12 protein-coding genes are annotated in these 17,918 nt (G+C 66.1%); 7 read left to right on the top strand and 5 right to left on the bottom strand.

Features of this window, described 5'->3' with window-relative positions:
* The first annotated feature begins 31 nt into the window (after positions 1-31).
* The 4 genes from AC3ANN_RS01260 to AC3ANN_RS01275 all read left to right on the top strand — a co-directional run bounded on the left by AC3ANN_RS01260 (position 32) and on the right by AC3ANN_RS01275 (position 4,814).
* Entirely contained in the window at positions 32-1,033 is a 1,002-nt protein-coding gene (locus AC3ANN_RS01260) for an SDR family NAD(P)-dependent oxidoreductase (protein ID WP_488339201.1), read from the top strand.
* Between the two features lie 174 nt (positions 1,034-1,207).
* A complete protein-coding gene (locus AC3ANN_RS01265; RefSeq protein WP_488339202.1) occupies positions 1,208-3,472 on the top strand; it encodes a beta-L-arabinofuranosidase domain-containing protein in 2,265 nt (754 codons plus the stop codon).
* A gap of 180 nt (positions 3,473-3,652) precedes the next feature.
* Positions 3,653-4,048, top strand: coding sequence for a hypothetical protein (locus AC3ANN_RS01270; protein ID WP_488339203.1), 396 nt, complete (start codon positions 3,653-3,655; stop codon positions 4,046-4,048).
* Positions 4,049-4,367: 319 nt separating this feature from the next.
* Complete coding sequence (locus AC3ANN_RS01275; protein WP_488339204.1) at positions 4,368-4,814, top strand: hypothetical protein; 447 nt, start codon at positions 4,368-4,370, stop codon at positions 4,812-4,814.
* Between the two features lie 123 nt (positions 4,815-4,937).
* Here the strand turns inward: AC3ANN_RS01275 and AC3ANN_RS01280 are convergent, their stop codons facing one another.
* Positions 4,938-5,849 carry a helix-turn-helix domain-containing protein gene (locus AC3ANN_RS01280; protein WP_488339205.1) on the bottom strand — a complete coding sequence of 304 codons (912 nt, stop codon included), beginning with the start codon at positions 5,847-5,849 and terminating at the stop codon, positions 4,938-4,940.
* Between the two features lie 96 nt (positions 5,850-5,945).
* Here AC3ANN_RS01280 and AC3ANN_RS01285 point away from each other — a divergent pair, with 96 nt between their 5' ends.
* Positions 5,946-8,909, top strand: coding sequence for a DUF5107 domain-containing protein (locus AC3ANN_RS01285; protein WP_488339206.1), 2,964 nt, complete (start codon positions 5,946-5,948; stop codon positions 8,907-8,909).
* A complete protein-coding gene (locus AC3ANN_RS01290; protein ID WP_488339207.1) occupies positions 8,906-9,832 on the top strand; it encodes an aldose 1-epimerase family protein in 927 nt (308 codons plus the stop codon). Before AC3ANN_RS01285 ends, AC3ANN_RS01290 begins: the two co-directional genes overlap by 4 nt.
* 16 nt (positions 9,833-9,848) lie before the next feature.
* Here the strand turns inward: AC3ANN_RS01290 and AC3ANN_RS01295 are convergent, their stop codons facing one another.
* From AC3ANN_RS01295 to AC3ANN_RS01310, 4 genes are all read right to left on the bottom strand, one after another.
* The gene (locus AC3ANN_RS01295) at positions 9,849-11,519 is read right to left on the bottom strand and encodes an ABC transporter ATP-binding protein (RefSeq protein ID WP_488339208.1); all 1,671 of its coding nucleotides are present in this window, start codon (positions 11,517-11,519) and stop codon (positions 9,849-9,851) included.
* Positions 11,520-11,676: 157 nt separating this feature from the next.
* Positions 11,677-12,693 carry a LacI family DNA-binding transcriptional regulator gene (locus AC3ANN_RS01300; protein ID WP_488339209.1) on the bottom strand — a complete coding sequence of 339 codons (1,017 nt, stop codon included), beginning with the start codon at positions 12,691-12,693 and terminating at the stop codon, positions 11,677-11,679.
* A gap of 92 nt (positions 12,694-12,785) precedes the next feature.
* On the bottom strand, positions 12,786-14,336 hold the full coding sequence (locus tag AC3ANN_RS01305; RefSeq protein WP_488340888.1) for an alpha-N-arabinofuranosidase: 1,551 nt from the start codon (positions 14,334-14,336) through the stop codon (positions 12,786-12,788).
* 20 nt (positions 14,337-14,356) lie between these two features.
* The gene (locus AC3ANN_RS01310) at positions 14,357-16,669 is read right to left on the bottom strand and encodes a beta-galactosidase (RefSeq protein WP_488339210.1); all 2,313 of its coding nucleotides are present in this window, start codon (positions 16,667-16,669) and stop codon (positions 14,357-14,359) included.
* A 190-nt stretch (positions 16,670-16,859) separates the two neighbouring features.
* Here AC3ANN_RS01310 and AC3ANN_RS01315 point away from each other — a divergent pair, with 190 nt between their 5' ends.
* Positions 16,860-17,915, top strand: a complete 1,056-nt coding sequence (locus AC3ANN_RS01315; RefSeq protein ID WP_488339211.1) for a LacI family DNA-binding transcriptional regulator — start codon at positions 16,860-16,862, stop codon at positions 17,913-17,915.
* The last annotated feature ends 3 nt before the right edge of the window (positions 17,916-17,918 follow it).

The raw sequence follows: 17,918 nt of genomic DNA on the forward strand, positions 1-17,918 counted from the left end.
CGCCGGGATCTGCGACGAACAAGGAGACACCATGGCTCTCACTGCACAATCCTCCATCGGCGACTGGCTGGCCGACCCCGTGGGGGGTGACCTTGTCCGTGCGCTGTTGGCACAATCCGGTGCGTCCCCGGAAGCGCTGGCACCCGTGCTGGGCCTCCCCCTGCAACAGCTCGTCGCGATGAGCCAGGGAGCGATGCCCCAATCCGTGGTGGATGACCTGGTGCGAGCTGCCAACGGCGGAGAGATCCCCGAGGAGACCAGTGCCGCCGGGTGGACCGAGCGGCCTACTCCTGGTCGCTTCGCGGGTGAGACCATCATCGTCACAGGCGCCGCATCCGGCATCGGCAAGGCCACGGCGTCACGCATCGCGCGCGAGGGCGGACGGGTGATCGCCTGTGACGTCGCCGTGGACAAGCTCGAAGCCTTCCGCTCCGAGCTTCCGGAGGCCGATATCGTCACCGTGGCAGGCGACTTGACACAACAAGCGGCTATCGACCGTGTCATTGCGGCCGCGGGGACTCAGATCGACGGCCTCGCGAACGTCGCCGGCATCAACGACGATTTCTCGCCTGCCGGCGAAACCCCCGATGCCGTATGGGACCGTGTCATCGCCGTCAACCTCACTGCGCCTTTCAAGCTCATGCGCGCGGTACTGCCGCGTATGGAAGCAGCCGGATACGGCGCGATCCTCAACGTGTCGAGTGAGGCAGGACTGCGCGGCAACGCATCAGGCAACGCCTACACCGCGAGCAAGCACGGAGTCATCGGCGTCACAAAGTCCGCCGCCTTCATGTACGGGCCGAAGGGCATCCGGGTGAACGCCATCGCCCCTGGCGGAGTCGCGACCGGCATTCCGATGCCTGCGAACACCTCGGAGTATGGCCTGAGCCGTCTGGCCCCGTTCCACCAGACGATCCCGACCGTCGCCACCGCCGAGCACCTCGCGGCGGCAATCTGCTTCCTGCTCTCAGATGACTCCGTCAACATCAACGGAGCGATCCTCACCTCTGACGGGGGATGGTCGGTGCAGTAGGAACTACGTGCGATCCGGCGTGCTGGCGCAGCCATGCCATGGTGCGCGGCTATCGCCATATCAGCGCCGGCGGTCAGAAGCAGACGCGCGCTCCGGGCGTCTAGGCACGTCGAGACATGCGTAGACCCCGGAGGTTGCGTACAGAGAATCCGTATTAGGAGGGGTGATTCAAAGATGCGACAGCCCGAAATCGGTGATGTGCTGCTCCTCGACAGCATCTTCCGCGACGCGCAGTGCGCTGCGCTGAGCTATCTGCTGGCCCTCGACGTAGACCGGCTGCTCACGCCGTACATCCGAGAGGCCGGCCTCGAACCAGCGACGGCGTCGTACCCCGGCTGGGAGCAGGATGGGCTCGATGGACACACAGCGGGACACGCGCTGTCAGGGCTCGCGCGTCTCGGCGCCGCGACCGGCGATCCGCGGATGCGCGAGCGAGCCGCGCACATGGTCACCGTGCTACACCGATGTCAGGACGCTGGCAGCGACGGATACATCGGTGGAACCCCCGGCGGACGTCAGGCATGGACCGACGTATCAGCTGGCAGAATCCAGGCCGGCGCGTTCGAACTGAACGGCAAGTGGGTGCCGCTCTACAACCTCGACAAGCTCCTGACCGGCCTCCTCGACGTCGCCGACCTGATGGGCAACTCCGAGGCGCTGATCGTCGCGGAACGCCTCGCGCGGTGGTGGCTTCGCATAACCGCCGAGCTCACGACCGCACAGTTCGGACTGATTCTGCGGACCGAGTACGGTGCCTTCGCCCGCGGGCTGGTCGAACTCACCGCGCGAACCGGGGATCCGGTCTTCCTCAAGGCAGCGGCCAGGTTCACCGACGATCCTGTCCTGATCGAGTTGGCCGCCGGTAGGGCGAGCGTGTTGGACGGTCTGCACGCGAATACCCAAATACCGAAGATCATCGGCGCGGCGCGGCTGCTATCGGTGAGTCACGACATCGCCATGGACGAGATTGTCGAGACGTTCTGGGCGGATGTCGTGGACAACCGCAGCACCCCCATCGGTGGACACGGAGAGAGCGAACACTTCCATCCGTCATCGGACTTCACCGGCGCGCTCGAGTCACGGCAAGGTCCGGAGACCTGCAACACATACAACATGATCCGGCTGGCCGCGCTTCGAAGCGGCGGCATCGACGACGCCGCGATCGATTTCGTCGAACGAGGCCTGCTGAATCATCTCGTGACGAGCGTGGAGACCACTGTGCCCGGCTTCGCGTACTTCACACCGCTGCGACCGGACCATTATCGGGTCGTCTCCGACGTCGAAACTTCATTCTGGTGCTGTGTAGGAACAGGCTTAGAAGCCCATGCCGAGTACGGGCGATGGATCTGCAGGGTGGATGCCGAAGAACGCCGCATCGAGATCGACATGTATATCGCCTCGAGGATCCTCGCCTGGCCGGGACTCGTGCTCGAGCTGAACACCCAGTGGCCCCGTTCGGATGTCGCGCGCCTCGTGGTTCGAGTCGACTCGCCCCAGATGGCTACGATCTGCCTGCGGCTTCCGCATTGGTCATCGGGTGCCTACGTGGACGCGGGAACGAGGCCTGTGCACGCCGATACGTCGACTCGGCGCGCACGCATCACCGGCATGTGGTCCGACGGTGATGCAATCGTTGTCCGGTTGCCTGCCGATCTGCGGGCGGAGCGATTGGGCGACGGCTCGGACTGGGTGAGCCTCTTCCACGGTGCCGCCGTTCTCGTCGGCATCGGGGAACCCATTCACGCAACCGAGCTGGTTGCCGATTCGAGTCGCATGAGCCACGTTGCTCGCGGAGCACTCACACCCCTCGCAGCGACCCCGATCCTCGACGAGGGCCGACTGGAACCCGAGTTTCACGGCGGAGGTGCCGAGATCGTCGCCGCGGACGGGAGGAATGTACGGCTACTGCCGTTCTATCAGGTCGGCCAGCGGCGATACACGCTGTGCTTCCCGATCACACGTGGCGACGTCGCCGCTCGACGTGCCGAGCTGGCAGAAATCGATGCAATCGCCGCCGGCGACGAGGCCAGAACCATCGACCTGGTGCGTCCTGGTGAGCAGCAGAGCGAAGTCGAACATGACGCGCACATCGCACAATCCGAACTCGGCTACTCGGACGAGCAACGATGGCGTGAAACCGACCGCGAGCTCTCGTACGCCGTGAGTGACTTCGATGGCACTGGTGAGATTCTGAGGATTCGAATCGCGCCGGCCCACGACACCGATCGACACGCTGTGGTCGCGGTCTCGGACATCGTGATCGGAGAGATCCAGAGCCGGCCCGGCGATGCAACGCGTACTTTCGACCTGCCGGTGCGGATGAGCTCGCTAGTGGAGGGAACTGGTTCAACGGCTCGCGTGACCATTCGCTGCCAGGGCGCGGCGTCGTCACCACGCCTAAGTGAGATCCGTCTCCTGCGCGGCGTGAACCCTTCGTAAGTGGACGCACATCGAGATCGAGAGCTCCAAGGAACCCTGCAGCTCAGGAGAACTGGCAAAGCACCTCACCCCTCGACGCGAGCGGCGTCATTGGCCTCCTCAACCCGATGCAGCACGTCGACCTTCTCAACCCGGAGTTGGATCCGGTGACTTTCGTGCGATCGAGCGAATACGAGTACTTTGTCGGCCACCGGACCCGCTGGTACGACGTGCGCCGGCCGGTACACCATCGATCTGACGGAGCGCTTCCTCGACCTCTTGCGTGCGACCAGAGCTGCCGGGCTGGTCGTGCTGTTGTCGAGCTGGGAGTACCAGCAGTGCGCCGCGCTGGCGAGATCATCACGCTGGTTCGACGCCATCGCGTCGGTCCCCATGGCAGAGCGCTACTGGTTCCTTGCTCGTGCGTGGGACCGACTCCTCGAGGAGGTTACGCGACGTGGGCTGCGAGAAGAGATCGCGTTGCTGGAATTGCACAACGAGTTTGATTCCTCGATGCTCCCGCCGATCGAGGCCGCGATGCCCGCGGTCACGTGGCTGAGCCGACGGCATCCCGACGTGCCGATCACGGTGAGTTAGGCTGTCCCGCCACACCTCTCCATGTGGGAACTGCCCGAGGAGCTGGGCGCCCTGCAGATGCACGTCTACTGCTATGGCGTGCTTTCCGCCATGGAGCATGAGTTGCGTCTGCGCGGTGGCAGTGATGACGTCCCCGGGGCCAGAACTGCGAGCTCTGCTGAGGGCTGACGCCCCGGAGTTGGCGTCCGCGCCACGCGCGCAGTGATGTAAGTACCGGGCAACGGTTGTGAGCCAACGGCAGCTCTACACGTACGACTGGGTTGACCCGCGGCGTTGGGATTCGTGGCTCGGTGAGCGGATGGGGGAGTACCGGCTGCTCATGGCGCGCGAGATCGAGTCACGGATCGCCGCCATCGCACGTTGGGCTGCGCATCAAGGTGTACCCGTCATCATCGGTGAAGGGTGGATCGGGTACACGCCGTTGGAAAGCATGTTCGAAGAGGGAGCCGAATCACTTGCCCTGGCCGAACACGCTGTCCGGTTGGCTCTCGAACATCGGGTGACGGAGATGGTGCTCGGCTCGAACTTCGCGCCTCACCACGCGGCGTGGGCGCTGGTGGACTGGCAGCGTCGAATGAACGAACTGATCCGTTCGTTCAATCAACCATTACGGAGTTGTGAAGACGCCGGGCTGTGTCTGCAGTGTCGGGCATGCGGCAATGGCGGCCGCCGTTCGACAGCGCCGGTGGTGCCGAGAACCATGGCGACGCTGTCCATCAAGCCGACGCAACGCGGCATCACAGGGCGAACAAGGCGGCGGATATGACGCCTTGTTGCGCGCTCAGAGTGCCTCCGCCGCTACTGTCTGATGCGTCCCCACCGAATGCCGCTCGCATCGGAAGGCGTCGAGCACGTCGCCTTCGATAACCCCGGCACGTGGCATCCGCGATCAGCCCTTGTGCTGGGCGCGGTAGGCCGTCGGACTCAGACTGTGCACTCTCCGGAAGTGCCGCGAGAAGTAAAGCGGGTCCGAGTAGCCCACCGCGGCCGCGATCTCTGTGACGGTCATGGAGGTCGTGTCGAGGAGCGCGCGTGCGCGGCCCATTCTGAGCGATGTGTGGAACGCGCCGGGGCCGCCGCCCGTGGCGTGGCGGAAAAGTGTGCTGAGGTGCGACGGCGAAAGTCCGACCATACTCGCGAGTTCGGAAACCCGGATGTTCCCGTCGACACGGGCTTCCAGGTAGCGCATGGCCCGTTCGAGCGGGGAACCGTCGGCGGGCAGAATGCTGTCTGCCGCCAATCGCGTCAGGAGAAGCCACGCAATTCCGGATGCTGTCAGCAGGTGTGCGGGCGAAACTCTTCGCTCGAGAAGTCCGACGAGCTCGTCGAAGAGGGCGACGGCGCGCTCGACCGACCGCAGCCTCGTCATCGGCTGCGCGCTGCCGAGGAGCGAACCAGTGAGCTCCGCGGCGTCCGTGCCGCGAACATGCATCCACCAGATCGTCCATGGTTGGTCGGCGGACGCCTGATATTCATGAGGCTGGCCGGCCGGAATCATCATGCAGGAAGACGGCGTCAGTGCGTACGTGGTACCGGCGAGCCGAACGGTTCCGGAACCCGCGACGCACAGAATCACGATAGCTTCACGAGCGCCCTGTGTCCGCACGCGACGGTGGCCGCTCGCAACAGGAAAGTATCCTGCGTCACTGACAACGAGCCGTCTGGTCCCTGGCCGTTCGAGGGCCGCTTCCACTTGCGGTCTCGGGACAACACAGAGGCGCTGATTCTCAAAGCCATCGATGCGATAGCGCGGATCAGATGCAATCCCTGTTTCGTCCATGATGTTCCCTCGTCTGACCATACCGCGAGGCGATGGCGTCCTTTAGCGTCGACGGGTAAAACCTCACCAGAATGCCCGAGGCCTGGATCGGCCGCGCAACCTCAAAGGAGATCGGCGATGAGCGCTGAACGGAGCGGGGCCGGCGCCGATAACGTCGAGCTCGACCTGCATGAGAAGCTGGTCCTGCCCGAGGCGCCGGCGGACCTTCGCGCCCCACTGGCTCGGGGGGCAGCCGTGGCATGGCGTGCGCCTCTCACGATCCGCACGTTTGAAGCGGGGGCGCCCAGCGCTTACCCAATGTTCCTGGATCAGCGGGTCTACCAGGGATCCAGCGGCAAGGTGTATCCGATGCCCTTCACCGAGAACGTCTCGGATGAAGCGACGTTGCGTGATTGGGAGGCCGTCCACCTCGAGAATGAGTATGTCCGGCTCGTCGTGCTTCCTGAGCTGGGTGGCCGCATCCACATCGGCTATGACAAGACCACGGGTTACGACTTCTTCTACCGCAACAACGTGATCAAGCCCGCCTTGGTAGGTCTGGCGGGGCCTTGGATCAGTGGTGGTGTCGAGTTCAATTGGCCTCAGCACCATCGTCCCGCAACGTACCTGCCGGTTGAGACAACCATCGAGCATGGCGTGGATGGCTCGGTGACCGTCTGGTGCCACGACCACGATCCGTTCGCCCGGATGTCGGCCCAGCATGGCGTGCGCCTGCGCGCGGGCAGCTCAGTCGTGGAACTGGCGGTGCGCCTTCACAACCGAACGGACGAGCGGCAGACATTCCTTTGGTGGGCGAATGCGGCTGCGCGGGTGCACGACGACTACCAATCGTTCTTCCCAGAGGACGTTCGATTCGTCGCCGACCATGCCCGCCGCGCATTGACCGCGTTCCCGGCGGCGGACCGCACGTATTACGGCGTCGATTATCCGACGTTGGCCGAGGAGGATCCAGGAGCGGACCGCATCGACTGGTACAAGAACATCCCAGTACCGACCTCGTACATGGTCGTGGATTCGCAGCAGGACTTCTTCGGCGGGTACGACCATTCAGTCGGCGCGGGGTTCGTGCACTGGGCCGAGCGTCGCATCTCCCCAGGCAAGAAGCAATGGACGTGGGGCGACGCGCCGTTCGGCCACGCCTGGGATGCGCAGCTCACCGATAGCGACGGACCGTATGTCGAGCTGATGGCGGGTGTCTTTACAGACAACCAGCCCGACTTCAGCTGGATCCTCCCGGGCGAGACGAAGGTCTTCACACAGTACTGGTACCCGATCCCCGCGATCGGTCCTGCACATCAGGCGACTCCGGATGCCGCGGTCCACGTCGACCGCGACCGCGAACTGGTGGCGACGTTCGCTGTCACTCGCCCACAACTGGGAGCGGTGATGCGGATCTTTAGCGGTGCTGAGCTGATCGCCTCTGTCACGGACGACGTGATGCCCGGCGTCCCCGCCCGGATCGCGGTATCCGTCGCCGTCGACGATCCGGCCGTCGAACTGGTCAGTGCCTCGGGGCAGCGTCTTGTTCGCTGGACCCCCACCGCCCTAAGCGACGACGAACCTTGGGTCGCCGAAGAGCCCGCTGCGCCCGGCGATATGGCCTCGGTCGAAGAGTTGTATCTCACCGGCGTTCATCTGAGCCAGTACCGCCACCCCACCCGCTCGCCGCTCGCGTACTGGGACGAGGCGCTCGAGCGCGACCCGGGCGATGTCCGGACGAACCTCGCGCTCGCGGACCGAGATTACCGCGCGGGTCACTACGCGAAGGCAATCACTCGGATCGAACTCGCCCTACAGCGTCTCACACGGAGGAACGCCAACCCCGTCGACGCCGAAGCTTACTACCTGCTGGGCTTGGTCCAGCGGCGACTCGGTCGCACTACAGACGCCGAGGCCGCGTTCGGCAAGGCGGGATGGGACGGCACGTGGGCGGTCGCAGCCGGATTTGCGCTCGCGCAATCGCTTACGTATCGCGGACGGAACCGGGCTGCCCTGCGTGTACTCGACAGTCTCGACGTCGTCGGTCACGACACACGCCGCATCGCATTGCGCGCCATACTCCTTCGCCGCGTCGACGCTCACGCCGAGGCGGAATCGCTCCTCGCGCGGGCACTCGAGCAAGACCCCCTCGACGCCATGCTGCGCGTGCTCGCCGGGCGGCCCATCGCCCACGACGCCGGCATGCTCATCGACGTCGCACTGGATCTCCGCAACGCCGGCGAATCGGCCGAGGCTTTGCGAACGCTGGCATCTGCTCTGACCGCGCCGGTCTCAGGAAGTGGGAACATGCGCCCAATCGCTCACTACCTCGCCGCCGCGATCCTTACTGGCCTCGGACGACGCCACGAGGCATGCCTGCAGAGGGCCGCGGCGCGGGCCACAGACCTCACCTGGGCGTTCCCGTACGGCTTGGACGCCCTCGACGCGCTCGAATCGGCGATCGCGGAGGATCCGACGGATGCTGTCGCTCATTCACTGCTGGGAATGCTGCTGTACGCGCACGGACGCCGACCCGAGGCGCGAGCACATTGGACGCGCGCAATCGACCTCGGACGAGTGGACACCGTGCTCTTCCGCAACGCGGCGGTCGCCGCGTACAACATCGGTCACGACGATGGGGAAGCGTGGAACCTCTACGAACGGGCCGTCGCAGCGGAGCCGTTCAACGCCCGTGTGCGGTACGAGCAGGACCAGCTTGCCAAGCGCCTCGGACACTCCACCCACGAACGACTTGCCCGGCTACAGTCAGCCGAGGATCTCGTCCTCACCCGTGACGACTTCACGATCGAGTACGTGCGCCTCCTCACGTCGACTGGCGCAACCCGGCGGGCGCATGAGATCTTGACCACCCGTGTCTTCCACCCGTGGGAAGGAGGGGAGGGCCAGGCGATCGCCGCGTGGGACGCGGTCCGGGTGGCGTGTGGACTTCCCATCACGGATCCGCCGTCGACGCTGGGAGAGGCGCGCGCCGAGTACACACCCCCGGTCGCCCGGCACGATGACGGTGTGACCGACTACTTCGCGACCAGCCTCCCCGAGCTCCTGCTGTTCGCGCAGGAGCGCGGCGAACACCGAACGTGACGGGCTGGATCTCCGGAGCGCAGCTCGAGCTGCATAGCGGTGACTACGTCGCCCGGATCTCGAGCGTCGGCGCGTCCTTGCGGCAGCTGCGGTTCCGGGAGCGGGATCTCATCGTCCCGTTCGACCCGGATGAACTGCGGCCAGCGATGCGCGGCGCGGTTCTCGCACCGTGGCCCAATCGCACCGCCGACGGGCGATATGAGTTCGGGGGAACAGTCCACCAGTTGCCGGTGAACGAAGTAGAGTTTGGCAACGCGTCGCATGGGCTCGTGGCTTGGACGGGCTTCGATGTCATTCGCTACGGCGCGACATCGGCGCAGCTCACGGCCACCATCGAGCCGCAGCCAGGGTATCCGTGGCGGCTCCGCGTGGACGTGCACTTCGACGTCAAGAGCGACGGCCTTCATCAGCAGATCATCGCGACCAACTTCACCGGGGAGGCCGCCCCGTTCGGTGCCGGCGGTCACCCGTATCTCGTTGCGGGGCCGCCCGGCGAGCGCGCCGTCGACGAATGGGCGTTGCATTTACCGGCAAGGCGGGTGATGCTCACCTCTTCGGATCGCCTCCTCCCGGCGGCGCTCGCCGACGTCACGGACGAGGGTTGCGACTTCCAAACATCACGGATTCTCGGTCGAACAGTCTTGAACAACGCGTTCACGGGACTGGTGCGCGACGAACATGGCCGAGCCCGTGTGAGACTCGTCGACTCCGCGCGAGTCGGCGCTGAAGTCGAGCTGGACGAGACCTGCCCATGGGTTCAGCTGTACACGGCCGACGCGGCGCGCGGGGCCGCCTATCGCCATGCCCTCGCCGTCGAGCCGATGTCATGCCCGCCCGACGCGCTGAACTCCAAGATCGACCTTCGCGTGATCCCCGCGGGGGGATCGACATGCGTTCGGTGGGTCATCCGGGCCGTCGTCTAACGACGCGACCTGTTCCTCAACGGTACTGAACCGCCCACAGTTGCCGGTATCGACCGCGGCTCTGGAGCAGCTCGTCGTGCGTGCCTGCCTCGACGATGCGTCCGCGGTCGAGCACGATGATTCGGTCGGCGTGCATGATCGTCGAGAGTCGGTGGGCGACCACGAGGGTTGTCCGGCCGTGCATCAGCTGTTCGAGAGCTTCCTGCACCTTCCGCTCGGATTCCGAGTCCAGCGCGCTGGTCGCTTCATCCAGCAGGAGGACGCGAGGGTCGCGGATCAGCGCGCGGGCGATCGAGAGCCGCTGGCGCTGACCTCCCGAGAGCCGGGCGCCGCGCTCGCCCACGACGGTGTCCCAACCCGCGGGCAGGGCTTCGACGATCTCGAGGGCATTCGCACGCACCAGCGCGTCACGCACGACTTCGTCGGGCACACCGCCGAGGCCATACGTGACGTTCTCGCGTATCGTTCCTTCGAACAGGATCGACTCCTGCGGGACGACCGACACGCGCCGCCTGACGGCGCGCAAGTCGAGCGTCTGCATGTCGCGGCCGTCGAGCAGGATCGTGCCCGACGTCGGCCGCACGAATCCAAGGACGGTGTTCATGAGCGTCGACTTGCCCGAGCCCGATGCGCCCACGAATGCTACGGTCTCTCCCGGCGAGACGACGAGGTCAATGGCGTCCAGGGCTGGGGAGTCCGACCCGGGGTAGACGACAGTGACGGCGCGCAGCTCGAAGCGCCCCGAGACGCCGTCAACACCGTGCTTACCCTCGTTGACCTCGAGATCGGGCTCCTGAAGCACTTCCGCAATCGAACGCGACGATTCGCGCCCCTTGGCGATAATGGGCATGAAGCTCAGCACCGTCATGACGGTGCCGGTCAGTGTTGTGAAGTAGGTGCCGAGCAGCACGACCTGTCCGGCAGTAATCGGCACGAGCCCTGAGACCGACAGAGCCCCTGCGCCGAGGAGGCAGCCGATCGCGAGAAGCTGCATCGTGATCCAGCTCAGGGCCCCGAAATGCCCATTCACCATATCGAGGTCGAGACCGCGGTCGCGGACGCCCTCGGCGACACGGGCGACCCGATCGAACGAGACGTCTTCGAGACCATGCGCACGCGTCACAGGCATGAGCGTCGTCATCTCGCCAACGCGTCGTGAAAGCTGCTCCATCTGCCGCCGGAACTGCTCATTGCGGCGGTGCGACCGTCGGCGCGTGAGCAGCCAGACCCCGATGCCGCACGGGATCGCGAGCGCGTAGACGGGTAGGAACTGGGGGACGGTGAGAGCGGTCATGACCACCGCGCCGCAGAGTACCACGATCGCCGACCCCAGCGGGTTACCGATCTGCCCGAACATCAGCTCGATGTTCTCGACGTCGCGCACGATCTTGCTCTGCATGACGGCAGCGCTCGTACGCGCGTAGTAGCCGATAGATATCGTCTGCAGCCGCGCTGTCACCGCATTGCGCAGAGTCACCCCGAGCGCACGAATCATCCCCATGTAGAGCCGCGTGAACAGGACATGCATCGGATAGACCTGCAGCAGCAAAATCGCGCCGATGATCGCGAGCACACAAAGCGATGTGAGCGGGCCTCCGGCGACGACGACGTCGACCGCCATCGAGACGATGACGGGGAGGAGCCAAAGAGGACTGTCCTTGACGATGAAGATCGACGCGATCCCCACCGCTCGCACGCGATACGGCTTCAGCGCGCGCAAGAGAGAACCGAGCGGACGCTGCGGGTCCAAGGCCAGCTCCGACTCTTGCAGCCTTCGTGCGCCGGCAGGTGGATGGGGTTTCACGGTCGCCTCGCGAATGCGTAGCTTGGGTGAAGCTAAGACGTCAAGCCTGCGAGGGCACCGACGCGGTGCTCCCGCGCACGATGAGCGTCGTCGGCATCCGGATGTTCTCGACGCTCAGTGGGCGCCCCTCGATGAGTGAGATGAGCGCGCGCGACCCAGCCTGGCCCATGTCGTGCAACGGCTGGCGGACGGTCGTGAGCGGGGGATAGGTCTGCGCGGCGCGCGGGATGTCGTCGAAGCCCACGATGGACAGGTCCCGGGGAACGTCGAGCCTCCGCGCCCGTGCGGCATCCATCGCACCGAGGGCGATGAGATCGGCGCCCGCCACGATCGCCGTCGGCGCAACGCGGTCCAGGAGCGATTCCGCAGCGCGGAACCCCGCGTGCTGGCTGAAGCCCGACTCAGTGACGAATCCCTCTTCGACACTGAGGCCCGCAAGCTTCATGGCATCGAGGTAGCCGCGCTGCCGTACGGCCGAACTCTCGAGATCCTCGTCTCCGCGGATGTACCCGATGCGTTCGTGTCCGAGCCCGATGAGGTGCTCCGTCGCGGCGCGCATTCCTTCGTAGTTGTCGACTGTAACGCGGGGGAGCGGCACATCGAGCTGACGAGGATCGATCACGACGACCGGCACATCGAGCGATTCCAGCATCGTGACGGTCGTGGGTTCGAGCAGGGGGGCGATGAGCAGCACCCCGTCGACCAGGTCGCGGGCGAAGAATTGGATGCGCTCCTGCTCGCGGACGGCGTCGACCGACACGTTCAGGAGCAGTTCGCGCTCATCGTCGACGATCGACTCGGCGATGCCGCGCACGATCTCGTGGCTATACTCCGAGACGAGGTCGAGCGAGATGATGCCGATCAAGCCAGTGCGCCCCGAGCGCAGTGATCGCGCCGAGACGTTGACTTGGTATCCGAGCCGGGCCGCGACCTCGAGCACGCGCTCGCGGGTCGCCTCCGAGGCTCCCGGCCGTCCGTTGACGACGTTCGACACCGTCATCGACGAGACACCGGCCTCGGCGGCGACCTGCGCGATCGTCACACGTTCGAGTGCCATGGAGCGACTATGCCAGACGGCGGGGCGTGCCGCGGAATGGCTGCGTCCCGCTCGCGCGGCGTGCCCGGCGGAGCGGGGCGCGCGCGGGGGACTCATGACACCACCAAGAGAGACACCGTCACGAACGAGTACGCCGGGATGAAGATGTGCAGGATGCCGTCCACGACGACTACTCGCTCGTGAGCGCGCGGTGCGACAGCCTCGGCGGACGACGGATCATTGTGCGCATCGAGCGTCTCCGCGGTCAGGATGCGGGCAGTGGGCGCAGCGACGACCGCGCCGCGCAGGTCGAGCTCGAGTGTCACGCCGCGTACCGTGTCGCCGTTCGTCGCTGAGATCAGAACGCTGTCGTCGCGGCGGCTTGCCGATGCGCTGAGAGTCGGCACGACTGCCCCCGCTGCGTCGATGACCGGGGTGTCGTCAAGGAGAGAGAGGGAAAGGAATGCGGCGTCCTGATGTCCCTTGTTCATCTCGAACACGTGGTACGTCGGGGTCAGGACCATCGTGTCGCCGTCGGTCAGGATCATCGCCTGAAGGACGTTGACGGTCTGCGCGATGTTGGCCATCGCGAGGCGGTCCGCGTGCCGGTGGAACGCGTCGAAGTGAATGCCCGCGACGATCGCGTCGCGCATCGTGTTCTGTTGAAACAGGAATCCCGGGTTCGTGCCCGGCTCGACGTCGAACCAGGTGCCCCACTCGTCGAGGACCAGACCGATCGTCTTGCCCGGGTCGTAGGCGTCCATAACGGCCGAATGCCCCGCGAGGATCGTTTCGATGCGGAAGGCCTCCCGCAGCGTGCGGTGATACTCGTCGAGCGTGAAGCCCGTCGCACTGCCCTTCTGGTCCCACGACCCCTGCATCGTGTAGTGATGGAATGAGATGGCCTCGAATGGCTGGTTCGGCGCCTTCTCGGGATGCCCCGCCCCGAGGCGGAACCCGAGTGTGCGCATGAGCACGTCCGTCCACACGTAATCGTCGCTCGAGCCGCCGGCCGCGATCCGGTAGACGGCGTTCCCGTTGTGTTCGCGGCTATACGTACCGAAGGTCTTCGCGAGTTGGGCGTACGCCTCAGGTGAGAATCGGCCGCCGCAACCCCAGGGCTCATTCCCGAGTCCCCAGAACGGCACAGACCACGGCTCCTCGCGACCGTTTCCGCGCCTCAGGCGCGCCATCGGACTGTCGTCCGCGCGCGTCAGATACTCGATCCACTCGCTCGCCTCGCGGACAGTCCCGCTGCCGACGTTCGCCGAGATGTACGGTGCGGTGCCGAGCAGTTCGCACAGAGCCATGAACTCGTGCGTGCCGAAGCTGTTGTCCTCGACGACGTCACCCCAGTGACTGTTCACCATCGTGGGACGCTTCTCACGCGGACCGAGGCCGTCGGTCCAGTGGTACTCGTCGGCAAAGCATCCGCCCGGCCAGCGCAGATTCGGGATATCGAGGGCGCGAAGCGCCTCGACGACATCGAGGCGGATGCCGCCCTCGTTGGGGATCGGCGAATCCTCCCCGACGTAGAAGCCGCCGTAGATGCAGCGCCCGAGGTGCTCAGCGAAGTGTCCGTAGATGTGGCGGTTGATGCGGGGACCTGCGACGTCGACGTCGATCACTCCCCGGACACGGGTGGTGACGGCAGTCGCGGGCATCGACGGGGGGGCGGTGAGGGTCACAGAGTGCCTCTCCTTTCGGTTGTAGCGGATTCGATCCACGTGGCGCGCCGCGAGAGGACGACGCGGTCCACGGCGCAGAGAGACGAGCCGGATGCCGCGATCCGCCTAGCTGCATTGGCAGGCAGATGCACGCGGGACGCGGACGAGAGGGGGAGCACGTCGAGCACGACGTCCGAGCCGAGCGTCCACGCGACATCCCCTGTCGCGATGCGCCACGGCGTGCCGTCCCAGAAGCGGTCGGCGGCGAGGGCATCGTCGATGCGGAGCTGGCCGACATCGCCGGCCCAGTCGATCTCGAGCACGGCGTCCGGGTCCGACGCCCACTCCGGAAGCTCGATGGAGAACCGTGTCGCGAGTTCCGCGATCACGTCGTCGGCAGGGGCGGAGGGGCGGTTCTCGAACGAGCCGTACGAGGCCGGGACGGCCGCGGCCGGGCGAACGATCCGCGGCTCGAGTTCGGCAGTCGCGGCGGGCTCGGTTGTGCGCGTCACGACGAGCGGGTGGAAAGCGCCGTCGCGGAACTCCTCGACGTGCGGCCGGTCGTGCATGCTTCGGACCGAGACAAGACCGTCGCGAGTCCACGTGAGCTCGTCGGCACTCAGGAGCAGGCGCTGCGCAGTCGATGCGGCATCCGTCACGATCCACGCCTCGTCCGCACGCGACGCCGGGAGCACGAGGAGGTCGACAATCTCGCCGCTCGGCGTCGAAAGGCGCATCGGCGTCGTCCCCGGCGAGAGAGTGAGGCTTCCCTGCGCGGGCACGCTCCCGTCGACGGCCACACCGGGAGCGACGGCGAGTTCGATCGGAATGCCCGCGTCCTCGGTCGCGACGAGCGTCGGGACGTCGCCGGGAAGCAGTGTCAGCACCGTCGCGGTGAGCCACTCCACGCGCACGCCGCCGATGTCGAGGCCGACGGGCCAGCACGCCAGCGTGCCGGCGGGAATGTCGATCGGGTACGACGGCAGCCTGCGGGTGACCGAATCGAACATCACCTCGAACGCGGCCCCCTCGTAAGTCGCGAGCGGCACATACGGCTGGTGCCACGAGATGAACAGGAATCCGCCGGCGCCGTCGCCGCGGAACGCCCAGCGCAGCGTGGTGGTGTCCTCGACGTCGGCGGCAAGGGCCGGCAGGTGTGACGGCATATTGCCAAGTCGCGCGCCGAACGCCGCGATGAACGCGTGCTGGCGTCGCAGTGCAGCATGACTCGGGGCGAGTCGTCCCGCCTCGTCGATCGGCGCGTGGAAGTCGTAGGACAGGGCAGGCATGTCGTTGGGGTAGCCGGTGGCATGCGATTCCTGCAGCCCCAGGCTGGGATTGGCTCCGCCGACGTACATGTAGTACCCCTGCCACGCCGAGCCGTTGCCGATCTTGCAGTGCGCAACGGCGGCGATGTCCGTCGCCGAGGCGACCGGCCGTCGGTGGTACGCCGTCGCCATCCCTCCGCCGAGCTCGCATGTCGCGGGCGGGAACCACGGCGAAGCATCGCTGGCGTCGGCGGTGATCGCCGCTGCTGTACGCAGATCGGCTCCGATCCCGGGGTCGTCCCACACGTGGGAGAAGAAGTAGTGCTGACGGAAAGTGACGTCCCACGGCTCGCCGGGATCCACCCAGAAGCCATCGCCGTAGCCTCCGAAGAGGGGGAACACCTCCAGATCGGGCAACTGTGCGCCACCCCACGCCGTCGCCGTCCAAAGCGGTGCGCTCAGGCCGCATTCCCGCGCGATGCGCTTGAGCTCGAGGATATGGTCGGGACCGTCGTACAACTCGTTCTCGAGTTGGATGCCGAGCACCGTCCCGGGCTCGCAGCGGCCGTCCAGTGCGCCGGCGAGCTGCATCCACCACGTGTGCACAAGGTCGAGGTACGCAGGGTCGTTCGTCCGGTGCTCGACGGCGCGCTCCTGCACCCAGTCGGGATAGCCGCCGTTGCGCATCTCGCCGTGCGCCCACGGACCGATGCGCAGCACGATGTCAAGTCCCTCGGCCCGGACGAGGTCGACGAATGCAGCGATGTCGTAGCGGCCGTCGAAGCGGGGCTTCCCTTCGTCGGGAACATGATGCAGCCAGGGGACATAACACGCGACGACGGAGATCCCGCCGGCGCGCATCTGCGAGATTCGATCCGCCCAGCGGGAGCGAGGGAGCCGCGTGTAGTGGATCTCGCCCGAGACGGGGATCCACGCTTCTCCTGCTCGACGCAGCCCGTGAGATGTCAGGTCGAGGCCCGCGCGCACGTCGATCTCGTTCGCCATGCCTGGGCGCACGGGCGCCGATTCCCATCCCGCGCTCTTCACAGACAGGCGCGTCATGGCTGCTAGTCGCGTCATCGTGTATCCCGGCCTTCGCTCCGCTCGCGGGCGGCTTCGCCCGTGCGATTCCACCATACTTTAGATCGCAACTTTATAAACAAGTTGACAAAGCTTTACAGAGCACATACTGTCACCGGTTACAGGCAATCGGCCTTGGCCCCGCCGGCCGGCGCCAACGTCAGGAGCAACGATGCACGAGACCGACCAGACGCCGGCCGCACAGCGGCCCACGACGTCGCGGCCCGGCGAGCGTCGGCCCACGATCCGCGACGTCGCCAAGACCGCCGGCGTGTCGTACGGCACCGTGTCGCGCTACCTCAACGGTGGCAAATACGTCGGCCAGGCGAGTGCGCACGCGATCGCCGCCGCGATCGACCGCACCGGGTTCCGCCGCAACCGCCACGCGCAGAGCCTCGCGACGGGGCGGGCGATGACGATCGCCTTCTTGCTCACCGAGCCCCAGGACCGACTGTTCGGCGACCCCAATTACCCGATCCTGCTCCGCGAGGTCTCCTCTGCTCTCGCTCAGCGCGGGCTCACCCTGATCCTCATGACCGCGAGCACTGAAGATCAGCGAGCAAACGTCGCCGACTTCCTCGCAGGCCACGTCGATGGAGTGATCCTCGCGGCGGCACATCTCGGAGATCCGATCATGGGACAACTTGTGGATGCGGGAGTGCCCACCGTCGCGTGCGGGCGACTCGGTAGTGAATCACGGATCCACAGCGTGAGTGCCGACGACCGCGCGGGTGCCCGTACTGCGACGGCCCATCTACTGTCCACCGGCCGCCGCAGGATCGCCGCGATCACCGGGCCACTCGACCAGGCCGGATCGCTTGAGCGTCTTCAGGGCTATTACGAGGCGCTGGATGCAGCCGACATCCCACGCGACCCCTCGCTCGTCGCCGAGGGCGACTGGAGCCACCCCAGCGGCCGCGCTGCCATCACGCGAGTGCTCGAGACAGCCCCCGATCTTGAGGGGCTGTTCGGCGGCAACGACGCCATGGCCGCCGGCGCGATCGCGACGTTCCATGCCCGCGGGTACCGAGTGCCTCACGATGTTGCCGTCGTCGGATTCGATGACACCGGGACAGCGACGACCTGCGACCCGCCGCTTACGACCATGCGCCAGCCTTTCCACGAGATCGGTCGGGAAATGGTGCGACTCCTGTGCGATGACACCCCAGCGGATCCCACGGTGGTCGAATTTCCCACCAGCCTCATCGTGCGCGATTCCGCGCCGTGACCC

The sequence above is a fragment of the Microbacterium sp. STRO-2N genome (assembly GCF_057747775.1).

Bases quoted from the DNA above. Each gene is read 5' to 3' on its own strand.
- AC3ANN_RS01260 (WP_488339201.1), top strand. From the start codon at position 32: ATGGCTCTCACTGCACAATCCTCCATCGGCGACTGGCTGGCCGACCCC.
- AC3ANN_RS01265 (WP_488339202.1), top strand. From the start codon at position 1,208: ATGCGACAGCCCGAAATCGGTGATGTGCTGCTCCTCGACAGCATCTTC.
- AC3ANN_RS01275 (WP_488339204.1), top strand. From the start codon at position 4,368: ATGGCGCGCGAGATCGAGTCACGGATCGCCGCCATCGCACGTTGGGCT.
- AC3ANN_RS01280 (WP_488339205.1), bottom strand. From the start codon at position 5,849: ATGGTCAGACGAGGGAACATCATGGACGAAACAGGGATTGCATCTGAT.
- AC3ANN_RS01285 (WP_488339206.1), top strand. From the start codon at position 5,946: ATGAGCGCTGAACGGAGCGGGGCCGGCGCCGATAACGTCGAGCTCGAC.
- AC3ANN_RS01300 (WP_488339209.1), bottom strand. From the start codon at position 12,693: ATGGCACTCGAACGTGTGACGATCGCGCAGGTCGCCGCCGAGGCCGGT.
- AC3ANN_RS01305 (WP_488340888.1), bottom strand. From the start codon at position 14,336: ATGCCCGCGACTGCCGTCACCACCCGTGTCCGGGGAGTGATCGACGTC.
- AC3ANN_RS01310 (WP_488339210.1), bottom strand. From the start codon at position 16,669: ATGACGCGCCTGTCTGTGAAGAGCGCGGGATGGGAATCGGCGCCCGTG.
- AC3ANN_RS01315 (WP_488339211.1), top strand. From the start codon at position 16,860: ATGCACGAGACCGACCAGACGCCGGCCGCACAGCGGCCCACGACGTCG.